Genomic DNA, 15,423 nt, shown 5'->3' on the forward strand with positions numbered 1-15,423 from the left:
CATGCCGGATTATCAGCGCATCAAGAAAGAACTCGAAGGCATCGCCATCGAAGACAATCCGGCGCTCGTGCGCCAGAAAAGCCGGGACTTCTACTGGTATTCGCCGATCCTGAAAGCCCAGCTCGACAATGTCACCGCCGATCTCGTGGTCACGCCGAAGACAGAGGAAGAGGTGATCCGCACTCTCAAGGTCGCCTATGCGCATGGCGTGCCCGTCACGCCGCGCGGCGCCGGCACCGGCAATTACGGCCAGGCCATGCCGCTCTCCGGCGGCATCGTGCTCAACCTCGCCGCCATGAACAGGATCAAGGAGATCCATCCAGGCCGTGTCATTTGCGAGCCCGGCATCGTCATTGCCGAACTCGACCGCCAGACCAAGGCCCATTCGGGCCAGGAACTGCGCTTCCATCCCTCGACCGCGCAGATGGCGACGATCGGCGGCTTCATCGCCGGCGGCTCGGGCGGTGTCGGTTCCATCACCTGGGGCGGCCTGCGCGATCTCGGCAACATCCTGCGGCTGCGTGTGGTCACCATGGAAGCGGAGCCACGCGTTCTCGACCTCACAGGATGGGATCTGACCAAGGTCAGCCATGCCTACGGCACCAACGGCATCATCACCGAGATCGAAATGCCGCTGGCGCCGGCCTATGATTGGATCGACGTACTGGTCGGTTATGACGACTTCATGGATGCCGTGCGCTTCTCCGATGCGCTCGCCAAGTGCAACGGCATTCTGGTCAAGGAAATCGCCCCGATCGCCGCACCCATTCCGTACGAATACTTTACCCGCCACAAGCCTTATATTCGTCAGGGGCAGTCGATCGTGGCGCTGATGATCGCGCCGCATTCGATGGGTCCTTTAGTTGCCTTTACCACGCAGCAGAAAGGCGAGATCACCTTCCGCTCCGACAAAGTGGAGAGCATGAAGGGCATCCCGCATGCCTATGAGCTCGCCTGGAACCACACGACGCTGCGCGCCATCAAGGTCGATCCGTCGATCACCTACCTGCAGGTGCAGTATCCGGGGCCAGATCATGTCGCCAAGGTCCGGAAGATGGTGGAGATCTTCGGCGACGAGGTGCCTGGCCATCTCGAATTCATCAGGTTCGATGGGCAGATCCAATGCTCGGGCCTGCCGCTGGTGCGCTATACGTCCGAGGCGCGCCTCGAGGAAATCATCAAGATCCATCAGGACCATGGCTGCCCGATCTTCAATCCGCACCGCTATACGCTGGAGGAAGGCGGCATGAAGCAGACGGACGCCGTCCAGCTTGCCTTCAAGAAGGAAACAGACCCGAAGGGCCTGCTCAATCCCGGCAAGATGATTGCGTGGGACGATCCGAATTTCGACTTCAAATCCGGCAAAAACTATCTCTTCCCCGGTCTTGCGGCTCTGATGGAGGCCTCATGAAGGTTCTCGTCCTTCATTCCCATCCGGTGGACGAAAGCTTTGGCGGCGCGCTGCACCGGCAGACCGTCGCAAGCCTCGAAGCCGCGGGCCACGAGGTTGACGACTGCAACCTCTATGCCGAGGGCTTCGATCCCGTACTGTCGCGCCGCGATCGCCTGATCTATCATGACTATCCCGAGAACACCGAGATACTAAAACCCTATGTCGAACGGCTGCAGCGCACCGAAGCTCTGGTGATCGTCACGCCGGTTTGGAACTTCGGCTTTCCGGCCATCCTCAAGGGCTATTTCGACCGGGTCTGGCTTCCCGGCGTCTCCTTCGAACTCGTCGACGGCAAGGTGCGCTCAAAGCTGCAGCATATCCGCAAGCTCGGCGCGGTGCTGACCTATGGCGCCGACCCATTCCGCGCCTTCATTGCCGGCAACCCGCCAAAGAAGATCGTCAAGCGCGTGCTGCGCGCACAGATCAAGCCTTTCGCCCCTGTCGTTTTCCTCGCGCACTACGACATGAACCGCTCGACCGACGGGACGAGAGGGCTTTTCCTTGACAAGGTAAAGCGGGAAATGGCGCGCTTCTGAGATTAAGTGTGCGTATTATAGGCGCTTTCCAAGCATATCGAGGTCGGTTCCGGATGGGGACGAAATGACAGCAGATTGTTGCAGCTCGCTGGTCGGGAGCGGCCGGTTTCGACCCTATTGCGGACATTTGGCCACTTGCCAGCGCCGCCGATAACCTGCCGTCTTCGGTGGTCGAACCTCCGAAGACACAGCTTTTTTCGTGCCTCGCGCGGCAAAAGCGGACTATAATGTGATCCTCTTGATACAGGATGTCCAGCTTGCGCGGGGCATGACTCGACGGCGGACAGCAGAGTTCCATGAAAGCCAACGAAAGATCGCTCGCGCGCCGCGAGCCCAAGCAAGAACGCTCCAGGCATTCAGTGGAGGCGATCCTTGAGGCGGTCCAGCGGGTGGTGAACCGGCATGGCGCCAAGGCCATCACCACCAACCGCATCGCCGAAGCCGCGGGCGTCAGTATTGGCTCGCTCTACCAATATTTCCCTGACAAGCAGGCTATCTTCGCAGCCTTGCATGACCGCCATGTTGACGACGTAAGGCGCGTGATGACGCGCGCGATTGCCGACTGCGCAACTGCGTCGTTCAAGGACTTTACACGCGAGTTGATGGAGGGGCTTGCGGACGTTCATGCGAAAGATGCCGACCTGCATGATATTATCGCGACTGCGGTGCCGGAAGGGGCGCCTGGCTTTAAAAGTGCACTCCAGGCCACGTTAGGGAAGGTGATTTCGCCCTCCAGACAGGAGCGCTATACCCCCGAGGCGACGCAACGGATACTCTTCATCCTTCCGCATTTGATGGAAGCGCTCGCGCACGGAGCCGCTGACCGGAGGCTGTCGGTCATCTCTCGACATGACGCGAAGGGTGAGGCCATCCGAACGGTCCTCGCTTATGTGAACTCGTGTGAGAATGGTCGCCTCAGCTTCTAGCTAAAGGCGCCGACATTCTCTTCGGCCCACCGACCAAACGAGATGGGCTTTCGCCCGATGACCTGCATCACGCCGTCCGAGACAGTCGCCAATCGCCCCTCGCGTACTGCGCGCCAGATGTCGACAAGAGCGTCGGCGTAGGGTCCTCTGCCGGCCCAGGCGACCACACCCGCATGCGCCTGTCTGTCGGAAATCTCCTCGAATCGGATGGACTTGCCAATGGCTCGGCCGAGAGTCGCAGCCATTTCCCCATAACTCAGCGCCTCGGGACCGGTGATGACCAGCGACTGGCCATCGTAGTCGGGTGTGGTGAGAACCGCGGTAGTGACATCGGCGATGTCGTCCGGGTGAATGAACGCGATCTTGCCATTTCCGGTGGAGGTCCGCAGCACGCTCTCCTCGCGGATGGAGTCCGACCAACCAAGCGCATTCAGCATGAATCCAGCAGCCTGGATGAACGTGAACGCCACACCGCTTTCGCGCACGGCAGCCTCGCCGCGCGCGTGCCACGGCCCGGTCCCCACGCCGGTGTGCACATCCAGCGTCGAAAGCTTAACCAGGTGCCGGATCCCGGCAGATTTCGCCGCGAACGCAACCGTGTGGTCGCGGGTATCGAGATCTGGCCCGTCGCTCACGAGGAAGACGCCGTTTGCGCCATTAAGCGCGGTTGCCAGCGACGAAGGTGCCTTGTCGAGGTCACCCACATGGATATCTACTTGAGCTCCAAAGAGCGCCTTTGCCTTCTTCGCATTGCGTACGAAAATCGATGGGCGCTCCCCACGAGCGATGAGCCGCTGGGTGACCCGGGACCCGATGTTTCCGGTGGCGCCGACGATCAAATACTTCATTTGGCGGTGCTCCAGCCCTTGATCACCTCAAGCGCCAACTGCTTCTGTCCTGCCAGCGTGAGGTGCAGGCCATCCCCCATCAGGAGATCGCTCCGGGGTGGCGTTCCCAAATTGGAGAAAGCGTCAATCACTGTGTCGTCGAAATCGCGGATGATCCCGGCGGCGCGCGCAAGGTTCTCGTTGCGGAAACGAACCCCGAATCGGGCCAACCCCCAGTGCCCTGCGACCTGTTCCTCATTGACAGCAGGCGGCGTGATCCAGACGCAACGCGCCTCGGTTTCCCGTGACACGCGTTGACGCAGCTCCGCCACGTTGCGCGCTGTCTCTTCATGATGGACAAGGGTCTTCGTAGGGTGAGGACCCTGGGTTCGGGCGTCGTTGGTGCCAATGAGGAAGAGGATCATGTCGGGCTGCTGGCCGATGACCTCGCCGATGCGGACCAGCCCATGCGTCGTCGTCTCGGCGGCGACCGCGCTGATCGAGAATGAAACCCCGTCAGCGGCACGCCTCGCCGCCAGGAGCTCACCGAGGATGACAGCCCAGGATTGCGGGTCCGATGTCAGGCTGTCGCCGAACGCGACGACCTTGGCGCCCCTTGGCAAGTAGAGCCGGTCCACCAACGAGGCGCAGGACGGATCGGCCAGCAGTTCGCCCGCAGCTTCTCTCGCCTCTTTCTTCATCAAGTTGAGTTCAGCGGAATAGACCTTCGGCGGCAACCCAATCAGCGCGGCATGAATTTCCGGAGAGATGCCGGCGCGCCCGGGCAGCGAGGCCAGGGTTCGCTCGGGTTGCATGACCTTCAAGAGCCAGCGTATCTGTTCGGTCGACATCGGTTTGCTGTTCCATCTGTTTTGAATGAATAGGAGGAATACCAAGCCGGGTCGTGAGTGTCAGCTCGCGTTGTCAGATCCGTAAGCTACTGAAAAAACAATGAATTTACGAAGACTCCGGCGCGCTGCTCAGATATTTCGATCAGCTCATATCCGCGGTGACGTTCCGCCCGCGCCGGATGCCAGAAGCGCCGCCTATTTCTTTGTTCAAGCCCGCCATAGGATCGACCCGGCGGTAATATCGTCGAGGCGATTTTTCCACGCCGACATCCGCCGCATCGAACCGATTGCTCATTATCTACATGGCCAGCGCAAATGATGCCTGCTCCGCCCGCAGATACTCGAGCATCCGCGCGATCCCCTCCTCCAGACCGATCGAAGGGCTCAATCCGTAGGAACGCTGCAGGGCCGTATCGCCGCAGCGGTAGAAGACGCCTTCCGGATGGCTTGATCGTCCGGTGACGTCAGGCTGCCAGCCGATCTGCCGGCTGATGGCCTCGGCCAATTCGATGAAGGAGGTGGCGGTGCCGGTCGATAGATTGAGGCTTGCGCCGTCGGGCAACAGTTCTCGCGTCTGCCAGATGAATTCGACGCAGTCGGAAATATGGATAAAGTCACGGCATTGACGGCCTGAGCCCCAAACGAAGACTTCCGCCGCACCTTTTTCCGCCAGCAACCGGCGACAGATCGCCGGGAAAGGATAGGCGAGATCTTGATCTTCGCCATAGCCGCTGAACGGCCTGTAGGCGATGGCCCGCCGGCCGTAGCGCTCGACATAGAGTTTCATCAGATATTCGCCGGTGAGTTTCGCCCATCCGTAGCTAAGGTCGGGCACACCGATCGTGGCGTCGAAATTGATCATGTCCTCCGCCAGCAGCCGATGATTGTCGACGGTCTGCAGCGATACTGGATAGGCCGCACTGGAGCTGAAGAATATTACCGAACCCGGCTTGGCACGCGATGCCCACTGCCATAGTTCCGCATCGACCGACAGATCCTCGGCGACATCGAGTGCCCGGGTTTCCAGCGTCACACGGCCGCCGACCAGCGCGGCCAGATGGAAGACATAGTCAAAATGCTCCGGCGTACGCGTAAAGAAAGTGCGGCAGTCCTCCTCGCAAAAGCTGAAACGGGAGCGCGCAAAGCGCTGCCACAGATCGGGATGAAGCGCCCCCGTTCCCGCAACCAGTGAATCGACGCAGACGACATCCAATCCCTCAGCAAGAAGCCGCTGGATCAGATGTCGGCCGACGAAGCCGCAACCGCCTGTCACCAAAGCGCGCATTATTGTTCCCCCCAGCCTAATGTTCCGAAAAGCTGCCCCGCCCCATATAGATGTCCACCATGCGACGTCCCCATTCCGCTCTGCTCGGCGCGATATGCTGGCCGAGGGCCAATGCCCCTTCGCCCAGCCGCCGCATCAGCTGGTCGTCATCGGTCTGCGCCAATTTCTCCGCCAGCGACGCCGCATCGCCGCTGGTAAAAACTAGACCCGCGCCATGTTTTTCGACCTCTTCCGCAATCAGCGCGTTACTGCTGACGATGACCGGAATGCCTGACATCAAGGCTTCTGCGGCGACCAGGCCGTAAGGCTCGGGCATGCGCGACGGCATGACGAAGACGCGCGCTTCCCCGGCGATCCTCGCAACCTCTTCATCGCTCAGCCAGCCGGGCACGAAGCAATGTGGCAGCACGCGCTGCATCTCCTCAAGCAAAGGCCCCCGCCCGATGAGTGTCGCGGTTCTGCCCGTTTGGTTGAGGGCATCCGCCAACGTCCGCACCCCCTTTTCCCAGCACATGCGGCCGAGAAAAACGGTGCGGTGGTTGCGCCACGCCTCGACCGGTGTCCGCGTCAATGGCTCGGTCGGCGTGCGCAATGTCGTGAAGTGCTGCAAGGGGCCGGTGCGCAGATGCGGCTCCATGTTTTCATGGGCGAGCACAATGCCGACGCGGCCCCAGAACTCCTCGCCCACACCCTGCTGCGTCAGGGTACGGCGGAAACGCCAAAGCTTATGGAAATAATTGCGCTTGTCGCAATTGGTCGTCAGGCACTTAGCAGACAACGGCTTGATATCGCAAACGTCGCCGCTGTGGAAATTGATAAGCCCCCCGTTCGGACAGTTCAGGAAGAAGTCATGCGCCGTGACGATGACTTTGGCCTCATGCTTGGCAAGCGCATAAAAGATCGACGGCGACAGGATCTGGGACCAACCGTGCACGTGGACGACGGTCTCCTCATCCGACTCCCGAAGCAACCCCTCCATCGCCTCATGAGCGCGCCGATTATAGTTTTTCGCGAGGATATCCCCGAACGCCGGGCCTTCCCGAAGGGGCCGTTCGCCAAGCGCAACCGTGCGGATGCCGTCGAACCGCGGCTTGAGACCTTCGCCGTCGTCACCGACCAGTATGGCGCAGGTCAGACCCGCATCCCTGCTTGCATCGAGACATTGCAACGCTACCTTGGTGGCGCCGCCGCGAACCGTCGAGACATCATTGACAAGGATGAGACGCATGAGATCGGCAACTCGTCCGCTTGTGTTATCCGGGTTGAACGAAAGAAACCGCCCTCTCTTGCGTTCACGCCCGATACATAAAGCGCCCTAACATAATGACTTTTCAATTCATCCATTCGCACGAGGACATCCCGCTTTCAGATTGAATCCACAGGATTTCATCCCTTGCAAGGACAGAGATCCCGCTGGTGTGCGCTTACCATTGCGCTCGGCTCTGCTGAGTTGTTCGCAACTGCGAAAGGATATCGGGATCGGTTGATAGCCGCCACCGTGCGCGAAAACATGTGCCATACGCTTAAGCCAAACTCATTGTGGTCTTGAAGATGGCATTGGCGTCGGAAAGAAAGCTTAAAGATCAACCTCGCGAGAGGACGCAGGATCTCTGGAGAAAATGTCGGCGGCAGGATCGATATCCGTCGGAAAGGTCTTCAGATATTGAAGGAGGCTCAGGCTGTCTTCCCGGGCCGCCTTTCTTGCCTCCTCCGCCGCTTTAACACTGACGACGACAGCCACCGCGCGTCCGCGGCGCGTAATCGTCACAAATTCTCCGGCCGCGGCCTGATCAACGACACGAGAAAACGATGCCCTCGCGTCCTTTAAACAAATTGTTGGCATGGGCTGCTCCAAACTCGTCACATCACCCTTTTAAAGGCGTATCTCTACGAGGTGAAGACGCGGAAATGTGCCGATCCAGTTATGCCCTCGCTCCATATAAGCCAATGAAGCCGACGAAACGCGGGCATCGGCTGATTTTCTTGCGATACCAAGGCCTGCACCCTGTTCGCTGTCATCCCCTCGCCTTCTTGACGGCGATCTCCATTTCCGTGAACGGCCGGCGGAAAGTAGGCATGCGCTCCGTGACGTCGGGAAACGCGCCGAACGGCTTGTGTGGCCCAGCCTGATACCAGAAGGCGACCGAGGACATCGTCGGAGCGGCGATTGGCATGGCCGTGCTCTATCGTGACGCGAATGCGCTTCTGGAAGATCGCCGGATCTTCGATATGCCAGCGATAGAGCGTGACCGGCGCCGGCTGTGGGTTCGGCCCGCGGCTCGATCAGCGCAGCCATCGGCCCAATGCGCGGATCGGGCTTGCGCACCGTGTCCGGCACCGAAAGCCCCTGCTCGCCGTCGATGAAGATCATGTCGTCGCCTTCGCCGTACCAGTCCCACACATCGTAGCGGCGAAATCGATTTATCTGTTTTCGAAAGCAAACCGTCTGCCACTCTCGAACGGAAAACCGCCGCGCCCCTTTTCCCGGAATTACTTCAGTGAACGCTAGGCATCTTCACGACTGCGGCGAAATCCTCCGCCACCAGTTCGCTGATCGCGATCAAAACCTCCTCGGCCGTGAAACCGGCGGCGATCGTGTCGCGAATTAAATCCTGCAGATCCGGCTCGATGACGTCACGGCAATCTTTGAGCCGCTCCTCAGAGACCGTGATATTGTTCAATTCTTCCATCTACCGCCCTTTTCAAAAGATGTTCGGCGGCCGGCTCAATATACCGGCCACCACTCAGTGACTATCGAGCCGAAGCCCGTCGCTTTGCAGCCGGCAAAAGCCCCTCGCGTTGCAGCTTCTTACGCGCTGCCTTGCGCTGCCGAGCGACCGCCTGCGCTTTCTCTCGAACCCGGCGCTCGGAAGGCTTTTCGTAGGCACGACGCTCCCTCAGCTCCCGAAAGAGCCCTTCCCGCTGCATCTTCCTCTTCAAGGCGCGCATTGCGTGTTCGACATTGTTGTCTCTGACGATGACCTGCATCTTCTTCTCCTTGTTGTCGTTGTTGAATTCAGCCGAGTTGATCGGCAATGATGGCCTGAAGCTCCTGCCGCGTGAGAAGGCAGGGATATGGCTTCCAGTTTTTATCCGGCCGGTTGACGGCTTCGCCGCGCTCGCACGGCTTTACCGCCGCCAACGCGGCGGCAGTGTTCTGCTTGTTCAATCGAAATCCTTGGCCGCCCGAGGCGGCGGAATGGCTAGGCAGCGCTTGCGCGCAGAATGATCGACGCTTTGAAACGTCTGCCGCAGCCGCGTGTGAAATTTGGGTGATGGCCAAAAGATAGGAAGCAAGCGGTCGTATTACAAGGCAAGGCGCAATGCAGCTGGAAAGCGGAGATGAGAGACCGCCATGCATCGCAGCTCGCCGATTCATTTCAGCGCGCTTGTATTGCCAGCAGTGGTTGCTTTGCGATAGACCCGTTCTATCTCACCTGTGTTCAGATTCTCCGGAGCATTAAAATGCGTCTTGAACCGCAGCAGCGAATTTATGTCTGCTTTTTCCTCTTTGCGGTATCGATAGGCGCGTTGCTGTCGCGCCTTCCCGACCTTCAGGTCGCATTGCAGATCAACAAATCCGAGCTCGGCCTGACGCTGATCGGTGCGGCCATCGGCGCATTGATATCGCTGACGTTTGCATCACCGCTCGTTGCGCGCCTTGGCACGCGCAGGACCGCGTTCGTTACCGTGCTTGGAACATCGGCGCTGCTGGCGCTCGTGCCGTGGATGGGTGCCGCGCCCCTGGTCTTTGCCGTGCTGTTTTGCGAAGGCCTGCTGGCGGGGGCTCTCGAAATCAATCTCAACGTCGAAATCGATCGCATCGAGGCACAGCTCGGCCGAGGCGTGATGAACCGGGCGCATGGCTTCTGGAGCCTCGGCTTCTTCGTCACCGCTCTCATATCCTCGGCGGTCCGGCAGGCAGGTGTCCCAATGCAGCTGCATCTCGCCCTGACATTCGCCTTTGTCCTTATCGTCGGCTCCATCACGATCGCCGGCATGCTGAATGCACCGGCGCGCGCAACGCATGGCCATTCGGACGCAGGCCATATCGCGCTGCCGACGCTTGGCCTGCTGCCTCTGTGCGTGATCGGAATCGCGGCATTCCTCGTCGAAGGCGCCGGCATCGACTGGTCGGCGATCTACATGCGCGACGTCTTTCATGCCGAGCCGTTCATCGGGGGTCTCGGCCTGACGTTGTTCACCTTCTTCATGGCGCTGGCGAGATTGTTCGCGGACCCCGTTTGTCGATCGCTACGGCCCCAGAGCCGTTGCGCTCTTCCTGCTGCTTTTGTCGACCGCTGGGCTTTGCGCCGTCTGGCTCGCACCCCATCCCAATGTGGCCCTCCTGGGATTTGCCTTCATGGGCGCCGGCTGCAGCGCGGTCTATCCGCTGGCGGTTTCAGCCGCCGCACAACGCATCGATCGTCCAGCACATGTCAACGTTGCCGCTCTCGGGCAAATGTCTTTCGTCGTCTTCTTCCTGGCCCCGCCGCTGCTTGGATTCGTGGCCGAACATGCCGGCATTCGCACGGCCTATCTCGTGTGCATCCCCGTCATCCTTGCGGCCTTGATGGGCATCGGGTCGCTCTCGTCCCGCCGCAGCGCCTTCGCGACCTCTTAAAACTCGCGGATCAAAACAGGCATCGACTTCACAAGTTCGACTTGCAAAGCCGGCTGTCTGTCGAGGGGATACGCTATACAGTTCCCCTCGCCTGCAGGCGAGCTTGGGGTATCGCTCACCTGCGAGGCTTTCGCCAGCCAATAGGCCGGGACTCGCTTAACGCAGCGAGCGGAATGCCGCCCTGACTTCGTTGGTGAAAATCGCCGGCTGCTCCCAGGCGGCAAAATGCCCGCCGTTGTCGGCCTCGTTGAAATAGATCAGGTTGCCGTAGCACCGCTCGGTCCAGGTCTTCGGAGCTTGGTAGATTTCGCCGGGAAAGACACTCACGGCAACCGGCAGCTTTGGAATGTGAATGGCGTTAAAGTTATTGGTGTGATCTTCCCAATAGATCTGGGCCGCGGACGTTCCGGTTTCCGTGAACCAGTAGAGAGAAATGTCATCCAGCATCTCGTCGCGGCTCAACACTTTTTCCGGCTGCTTGTTACTGTAAGTCCAAGTGACAAACTTGTCGTGGATCCAAGCGGCCAGACCGACCGGCGAGTCGACGAGCGAATAGCCGATGGTCTGCGGGCGGGTGACCATCATATTGGCGTAGCCAGAGCTGTCGCGATAGAATTCCGCCAGCTTGTCGAAACAGGCGCGCTCCTTGTCCGTCAGATCAGCCGGTGCGGGATCGCCGGCTGCAAGGATGTGGGCAATCTCCTTGGGGACGATGCCGGGCATGTTGAGATGGATGCCGAGCAATCCCGGCACATTCTGGAGCGCCATGCGCTGCGAGATGACCGAGCCGCAATCACCGCCTTGCGAGGCGAAGCGCTCATAGCCAAGGCGATGCATCAGCGTGCCCCATGCCCGGCCGATATGGTCCGAACCCCAGCCCGTTGTCGTCGGCTTGCCCGAGAAGCCAAAGCCTGGGATTGACGGCACGACCAGATGAAACGCGTCTTCGGCCTTGCCGCCGTGGGCCGTCGGGTTTGTCAAAGGATCGATCACCTTGAGCATTTCCAGGATCGAGCCCGGCCAGCCATGGGTCATGATCAGCGGCATTGCGTTTTCGTGCGGGGAGCGCACGTGAATGAAGTGAATATCCAGCCCGTCGATTTCGGTGATGAACATTGGAAGGGAATTAAGCTTCTGCTCCACCTTCCGCCAATCATAGCCGTCGGCCCAATATCCAACGAGATCGCGCAGACGCTCGAGCTGCACACCCTGGGAATCATCGGCGACATTTTCCTTGAGCGGCCAGCGTGCCGTCGCAAGCCTCTGCTTCAAATCGCTGATCGCACTGTCGGGGATATCAATCTTGAACGGCTTGACGCCATCGGGCAAGGCTTGCGAGCCGGCAAAGGACATCGCAGGCTTGAGCAGCGCCGCTGCGCCGGCGACAGCAGCCGCCGTGACGAAGGCGCGTCGATTCAATGAGAAGGATGAAGGCGACATCAGGAGCTCCATATATTTGGGAAGTTTGTCGAATGCCGCGACGTTCTGCCTTCCACGTGTATCTCCGTTGTGTCTTCAACCGCATCGAATTGTATCCCTCCGTGTCAAGACCGAGGAAGGCTACAATGGATTACAGAAGCCGCCTTTCAGGTTCCATCGGCAAAGATGAAATACACACAACGCACCTCCAGCCAGATAGGTCGGCGCGAGGCGGTACGCTGGAAAACCGCAGCCTGGAAAAGCGCGCTGCGCTGTACATGGCTCGATAGCTGCGCGCTATGAGCAACGGGTCGATACCAATGAGCTGCCCGGTCCTGAAAGATAGGGGCCGCTATCCCGGCGGGAGGAGGAGACCGTGGATAGCCGGCCGGCCTGATGTAAAGAGATCGGGCCGGCAATTTCCAACTGCGCAACGTTGCAGCACCTTATGGTGCATAGCGCGTGAAGACGTAGTCATGGTCCTTCACGTTGCCGACATGGCAGCTGAGACAGGTCTCATGCTGTGCGATATCGACCGGCTTGCCATCGATGAAGCGTCCGAAGCCCCAGCCGTGGCTATCGGGATATTTCTTCGAATCCTTCACCATGACCTGCACGGTCGTCGGCGCTCCCGGCACCGTTGCCGGCGCAAACTCCGTCGATTGCTTGCGCTTGTAGGCCAGCTTGACAAGGATCGAACCATCGGGAAAAGGCAGGGTACCCTTCTTGTAGGCGTCGACGGCGATATCGTTGCCGAGCACCGCGCGAAGCTCGTCGAGCGGCGGGGCTTCCTGCGCCGGCGCAATGAATTTCCAGTCTCTATAACCTTCGGGGATGGTTACGCCATAGATCGGCGAGGCGTTTTCGGACGGCGTTGCGGGACCTGCCGACTGCGAAGCGGCAACGCCGACAGCGAGGCTTGAGACAAGAAATGCGCCAAGGAATTCGAGTTTCATTTTGGACTCCTGCCCGACCGATGATCTGATAGGAAGATCGCGCAGAATTGTATCTGCCAGATTTCAGTTGGCGGCCCGATTGTATCGAACTGTAGTTTCAATAACTGGCGGCAAGCCGTTCCCCGGCTGGCGAACCGAACATCAGTCCGTTTTCCCGTCGCGCCCGAGAGACGAACGGAACACCCTTGGCGTCGTTCCCGTTCGTCGCTTGAAGATGTCGTAAAACCGGCTGCTGGAACCGAAACCGCAGTCATAGGCAATCTGGAGGATCGGTGTCTCCGTCTCAGCAAGCTGCTGCATCGCCCGCGCCAGACGATAGCGTGTGAGATATTCGTTGACGGAAATGCCAAGGACGTTGCGGAAGATCGTGTTGGCCGTGGCCGGATGCATACCGGCAAGCCTCGCCAGCATCGGCAGGCTGACCGGCTCGGAATATCGAGCGTGAATAAGATCGGTCAACGTTTCGGCCCGACGTATGGCGGCACTGGCGCCTAATGCCGAGGATTGGCGGGTGGCAGAATGATCGCCGATGGGAGCATCGAGGACGAAGCGCCGTATCCTGAGCTTGACCTCATCCACGATTAGCTGTCGCTCGGCCGCATCGCCGAATTGCCAGTCCTCCGCCCACTGAGGCAAAAGAATTGCATCGGCGGCATAGGCGCGCGCATCCGCGAAAAACCGTCCTTGCATGATCGCCTGGCGGACGCCGCGATCGATCGGCAAACCGAGGAAATCGACGAGCGGAAGATAGAGGCAGACGAGCGGCGCATTCGGCGTAACTGCGATCGTTCTATGGGGAATGGCTGCCCAGAAGAGCACCAGCCGCCCCGCCTCGACTTGTTCCTGCCTTCCATTGAAGAGGTAGGTCATCTGGCCCTCGAGCAGATAGTTCAGCTCGATATGATCGTGCCAATGCGCCGCGTTCATAGCGTCAGCAATATGGCGCTCGATCATAAAGTCGCCCTGGGATATGACAAGAGCGCCCCGCGCGGCGGATATGCGAAGTTTTGGCATGGTCGCTCGCTCTTACGCGCGAATCTGGGAATAATCTCTTCATTAGCAGGAGGAAATCCCGATTTGAAAGGCGCACTTGGCTCGACAAACATCTTTTGTGGAGGCTTTCCCATGCCAAAGATCTGCCTGATCGGTGCCGGTAGCACCGTCTTTGCCCAGAACATCCTGGGCGACGTCCTTTCCAGCCAAAGCGGTGGCGACTATGCCATCAGTCTCTTCGACATCGATCCCCAGCGTCTGAAAACATCCGAAATCGTAGCGCGGCGCATCTGTGAGGCGCTCCGGCTCGACAAGGTGCGCGTCGAGGCCACGCTCAATCGCCGGCAGGCATTGCAGGGCTCGGATTTCGTCATCCTGATGATGCAGGTCGGCGGTTACAAGCCGGCGACCGTGACCGATTTCGAAATCCCGAAACGACACGGACTGCGGCAGACCATTGCCGATACACTCGGAATTGGCGGCATCTTCCGCGGGCTTCGTACCATCCCCGTCCTACAAGCGATTTGCCGCGACATGGAAGAAGTGTGCCCCAACGCCATGCTGATGCAATACGTCAACCCGATGGCGATCAATTGCTGGGCGATCAAGAAGATTGCCCCAAGCATTCGGACCGTGGGGCTGTGCCATAGCGTGCAGCATACAGCCGCCCATCTTGCCCATTGTCTTGGCGAGGATGTCGCAAACGTCAATTATCTCTCGGCCGGCATCAACCATGTCGCCTTTTTTCTCAAATATGAAAAGCTGCATGCCGATGGTAGCCGTGAGGATCTCTATCCGCGCCTGCACGCCCTCGCGGAGGAAGGGCACATCCCGGCCGACGATCGGGTCCGTTTCGATGTTCTCAAGCGGCTCGGCCACTTCGTGACCGAATCGAGCGAGCATTTTTCGGAATATACATCCTGGTACATCAAGGAAGGTCGCAACGATTTGATCGAGCGGCTCAACATTCCGCTCGATGAATATATCCGCCGGTGTGAGGCCCAGATTGCCGAGTGGCACGAATTGCGCCGCGATCTGGAAGGCGAAAAGCCGATCGACATCTGCCGTAGCAATGAATATGCGGCTGGCATCATTCATGCCGCGGTAACGGGCCAACCCGCGCTGATCTACGGAAATGTCCCGAACGATGGTTTGATCCAGAATCTGCCGGATGAGTGCATCGTGGAAGTGCCGTGCCATGTCGATCACAATGGCTTTCAACCGATCCGCATCGGACGCATACCCTCCCAGCTCGCGGCCGTGATGAACTTAAGCGTTTCCGTGCAGGGACTGACAGTCGAGGCGGCGCTGACGAAGAAACGGGATCGCATCTACCAGGCAGCTCTGCTCGATCCGCACACGTCGGCGGAGCTGTCACCGGACCAGATTTGGAAGCTCGTGGATGACATGATCGAGCAGCATGGCAATCTTTTGCCCGCCTATCACTAGTCTCTAATATTTCGCCGAGCACTCCCCAGAGCGCGGCCTTCTGTGAGAGGAAGCCTCCTACCCGTCCAAATTAAATTAGATCACAAAACGTCAAAAACATGATT

16 protein-coding genes and 1 pseudogene are annotated in these 15,423 nt (G+C 59.4%); 5 read left to right on the forward strand and 12 right to left on the reverse strand.

The window, feature by feature from the left end:
* The first annotated feature begins 1 nt into the window (after position 1).
* From HGP16_RS13260 to HGP16_RS13270, 3 genes are all read left to right on the forward strand, one after another.
* Positions 2-1,411, forward strand: a complete 1,410-nt coding sequence (locus HGP16_RS13260) for an FAD-binding oxidoreductase (RefSeq protein ID WP_168840488.1) — start codon at positions 2-4, stop codon at positions 1,409-1,411.
* Complete coding sequence (locus tag HGP16_RS13265; protein WP_168840489.1) at positions 1,408-1,989, forward strand: NAD(P)H-dependent oxidoreductase; 582 nt, start codon at positions 1,408-1,410, stop codon at positions 1,987-1,989. The genes HGP16_RS13260 and HGP16_RS13265 overlap by 4 nt, the downstream gene beginning before the upstream one ends.
* Before the next feature lie 296 nt (positions 1,990-2,285).
* A complete protein-coding gene (locus HGP16_RS13270) occupies positions 2,286-2,915 on the forward strand; it encodes a TetR/AcrR family transcriptional regulator (RefSeq protein ID WP_168840490.1) in 630 nt (209 codons plus the stop codon).
* On the opposite strand, the gene HGP16_RS13275 is transcribed toward HGP16_RS13270, so the two are convergent.
* The 9 genes from HGP16_RS13275 to HGP16_RS13315 form a co-directional block, all read right to left on the reverse strand.
* Positions 2,912-3,763: an NAD(P)H-binding protein gene (locus tag HGP16_RS13275; RefSeq protein WP_168840491.1), complete on the reverse strand. Its 852-nt coding sequence runs from the start codon at positions 3,761-3,763 to the stop codon at positions 2,912-2,914. The two genes, HGP16_RS13270 and HGP16_RS13275, sit on opposite strands and share 4 nt — an antisense overlap.
* The gene (locus HGP16_RS13280) at positions 3,760-4,593 is read right to left on the reverse strand and encodes an SGNH/GDSL hydrolase family protein (RefSeq protein WP_168840492.1); all 834 of its coding nucleotides are present in this window, start codon (positions 4,591-4,593) and stop codon (positions 3,760-3,762) included. The genes HGP16_RS13275 and HGP16_RS13280 overlap by 4 nt, the downstream gene beginning before the upstream one ends.
* Before the next feature lie 298 nt (positions 4,594-4,891).
* Entirely contained in the window at positions 4,892-5,878 is a 987-nt protein-coding gene (locus HGP16_RS13285; protein ID WP_205927515.1) for an NAD-dependent epimerase/dehydratase family protein, read from the reverse strand.
* A gap of 16 nt (positions 5,879-5,894) precedes the next feature.
* Positions 5,895-7,106: a glycosyltransferase family 4 protein gene (locus HGP16_RS13290; RefSeq protein ID WP_168840493.1), complete on the reverse strand. Its 1,212-nt coding sequence runs from the start codon at positions 7,104-7,106 to the stop codon at positions 5,895-5,897.
* Between the two features lie 348 nt (positions 7,107-7,454).
* Entirely contained in the window at positions 7,455-7,721 is a 267-nt protein-coding gene (locus HGP16_RS13295; RefSeq protein WP_168840494.1) for a type II toxin-antitoxin system Phd/YefM family antitoxin, read from the reverse strand.
* Between the two features lie 172 nt (positions 7,722-7,893).
* Positions 7,894-8,052, reverse strand: a complete 159-nt coding sequence (locus HGP16_RS33960; RefSeq protein WP_246705525.1) for a hypothetical protein — start codon at positions 8,050-8,052, stop codon at positions 7,894-7,896.
* 321 nt (positions 8,053-8,373) lie between these two features.
* Positions 8,374-8,568: a hypothetical protein gene (locus HGP16_RS13305; RefSeq protein WP_168840495.1), complete on the reverse strand. Its 195-nt coding sequence runs from the start codon at positions 8,566-8,568 to the stop codon at positions 8,374-8,376.
* Positions 8,569-8,629: 61 nt separating this feature from the next.
* A complete protein-coding gene (gene rpsU / locus HGP16_RS13310) occupies positions 8,630-8,866 on the reverse strand; it encodes a 30S ribosomal protein S21 (protein WP_168840756.1) in 237 nt (78 codons plus the stop codon).
* 28 nt (positions 8,867-8,894) lie between these two features.
* Entirely contained in the window at positions 8,895-9,047 is a 153-nt protein-coding gene (locus tag HGP16_RS13315; RefSeq protein ID WP_168840496.1) for a hypothetical protein, read from the reverse strand.
* Positions 9,048-9,343: 296 nt separating this feature from the next.
* Here HGP16_RS13315 and HGP16_RS13320 point away from each other — a divergent pair.
* A pseudogene (locus HGP16_RS13320) lies at positions 9,344-10,502 on the forward strand (MFS transporter).
* A 156-nt stretch (positions 10,503-10,658) separates the two neighbouring features.
* Here the strand turns inward: HGP16_RS13320 and HGP16_RS13325 are convergent.
* The 3 genes from HGP16_RS13325 to HGP16_RS13335 form a co-directional block, all read right to left on the reverse strand.
* The gene (locus HGP16_RS13325; protein WP_168840497.1) at positions 10,659-11,942 is read right to left on the reverse strand and encodes an epoxide hydrolase family protein; all 1,284 of its coding nucleotides are present in this window, start codon (positions 11,940-11,942) and stop codon (positions 10,659-10,661) included.
* A 425-nt stretch (positions 11,943-12,367) separates the two neighbouring features.
* Complete coding sequence (locus tag HGP16_RS13330) at positions 12,368-12,877, reverse strand: cytochrome P460 family protein (protein ID WP_168840498.1); 510 nt, start codon at positions 12,875-12,877, stop codon at positions 12,368-12,370.
* Between the two features lie 141 nt (positions 12,878-13,018).
* On the reverse strand, positions 13,019-13,891 hold the full coding sequence (locus HGP16_RS13335; RefSeq protein ID WP_168840499.1) for a helix-turn-helix domain-containing protein: 873 nt from the start codon (positions 13,889-13,891) through the stop codon (positions 13,019-13,021).
* Between the two features lie 111 nt (positions 13,892-14,002).
* On the opposite strand from HGP16_RS13335, the gene HGP16_RS13340 reads away from it, so the two are divergent.
* Complete coding sequence (locus HGP16_RS13340; protein ID WP_168840500.1) at positions 14,003-15,319, forward strand: alpha-glucosidase/alpha-galactosidase; 1,317 nt, start codon at positions 14,003-14,005, stop codon at positions 15,317-15,319.
* Positions 15,320-15,423 lie beyond the last annotated feature (104 nt).

This window comes from Rhizobium sp. P40RR-XXII (genome assembly GCF_012641405.1).
Classification (GTDB): Bacteria; Pseudomonadota; Alphaproteobacteria; order Rhizobiales; family Rhizobiaceae; genus Rhizobium.

Coding starts and splice junctions, on each gene's coding strand:
- HGP16_RS13260 (WP_168840488.1), top strand. CDS start 2: ATGCCGGATTATCAGCGCATCAAGAAAGAACTCGAAGGCATCGCCATC.
- HGP16_RS13265 (WP_168840489.1), top strand. CDS start 1,408: ATGAAGGTTCTCGTCCTTCATTCCCATCCGGTGGACGAAAGCTTTGGC.
- HGP16_RS13270 (WP_168840490.1), top strand. CDS start 2,286: ATGAAAGCCAACGAAAGATCGCTCGCGCGCCGCGAGCCCAAGCAAGAA.
- HGP16_RS13275 (WP_168840491.1), bottom strand. CDS start 3,763: ATGAAGTATTTGATCGTCGGCGCCACCGGAAACATCGGGTCCCGGGTC.
- HGP16_RS13280 (WP_168840492.1), bottom strand. CDS start 4,593: ATGTCGACCGAACAGATACGCTGGCTCTTGAAGGTCATGCAACCCGAG.
- HGP16_RS13285 (WP_205927515.1), bottom strand. CDS start 5,878: ATGCGCGCTTTGGTGACAGGCGGTTGCGGCTTCGTCGGCCGACATCTG.
- HGP16_RS13290 (WP_168840493.1), bottom strand. CDS start 7,106: ATGCGTCTCATCCTTGTCAATGATGTCTCGACGGTTCGCGGCGGCGCC.
- HGP16_RS13295 (WP_168840494.1), bottom strand. CDS start 7,721: ATGCCAACAATTTGTTTAAAGGACGCGAGGGCATCGTTTTCTCGTGTC.
- HGP16_RS33960 (WP_246705525.1), bottom strand. CDS start 8,052: ATGCCAATCGCCGCTCCGACGATGTCCTCGGTCGCCTTCTGGTATCAG.
- HGP16_RS13305 (WP_168840495.1), bottom strand. CDS start 8,568: ATGGAAGAATTGAACAATATCACGGTCTCTGAGGAGCGGCTCAAAGAT.
- rpsU (WP_168840756.1), bottom strand. CDS start 8,866: ATGCAGGTCATCGTCAGAGACAACAATGTCGAACACGCAATGCGCGCC.
- HGP16_RS13325 (WP_168840497.1), bottom strand. CDS start 11,942: ATGTCGCCTTCATCCTTCTCATTGAATCGACGCGCCTTCGTCACGGCG.
- HGP16_RS13330 (WP_168840498.1), bottom strand. CDS start 12,877: ATGAAACTCGAATTCCTTGGCGCATTTCTTGTCTCAAGCCTCGCTGTC.
- HGP16_RS13335 (WP_168840499.1), bottom strand. CDS start 13,891: ATGCCAAAACTTCGCATATCCGCCGCGCGGGGCGCTCTTGTCATATCC.
- HGP16_RS13340 (WP_168840500.1), top strand. CDS start 14,003: ATGCCAAAGATCTGCCTGATCGGTGCCGGTAGCACCGTCTTTGCCCAG.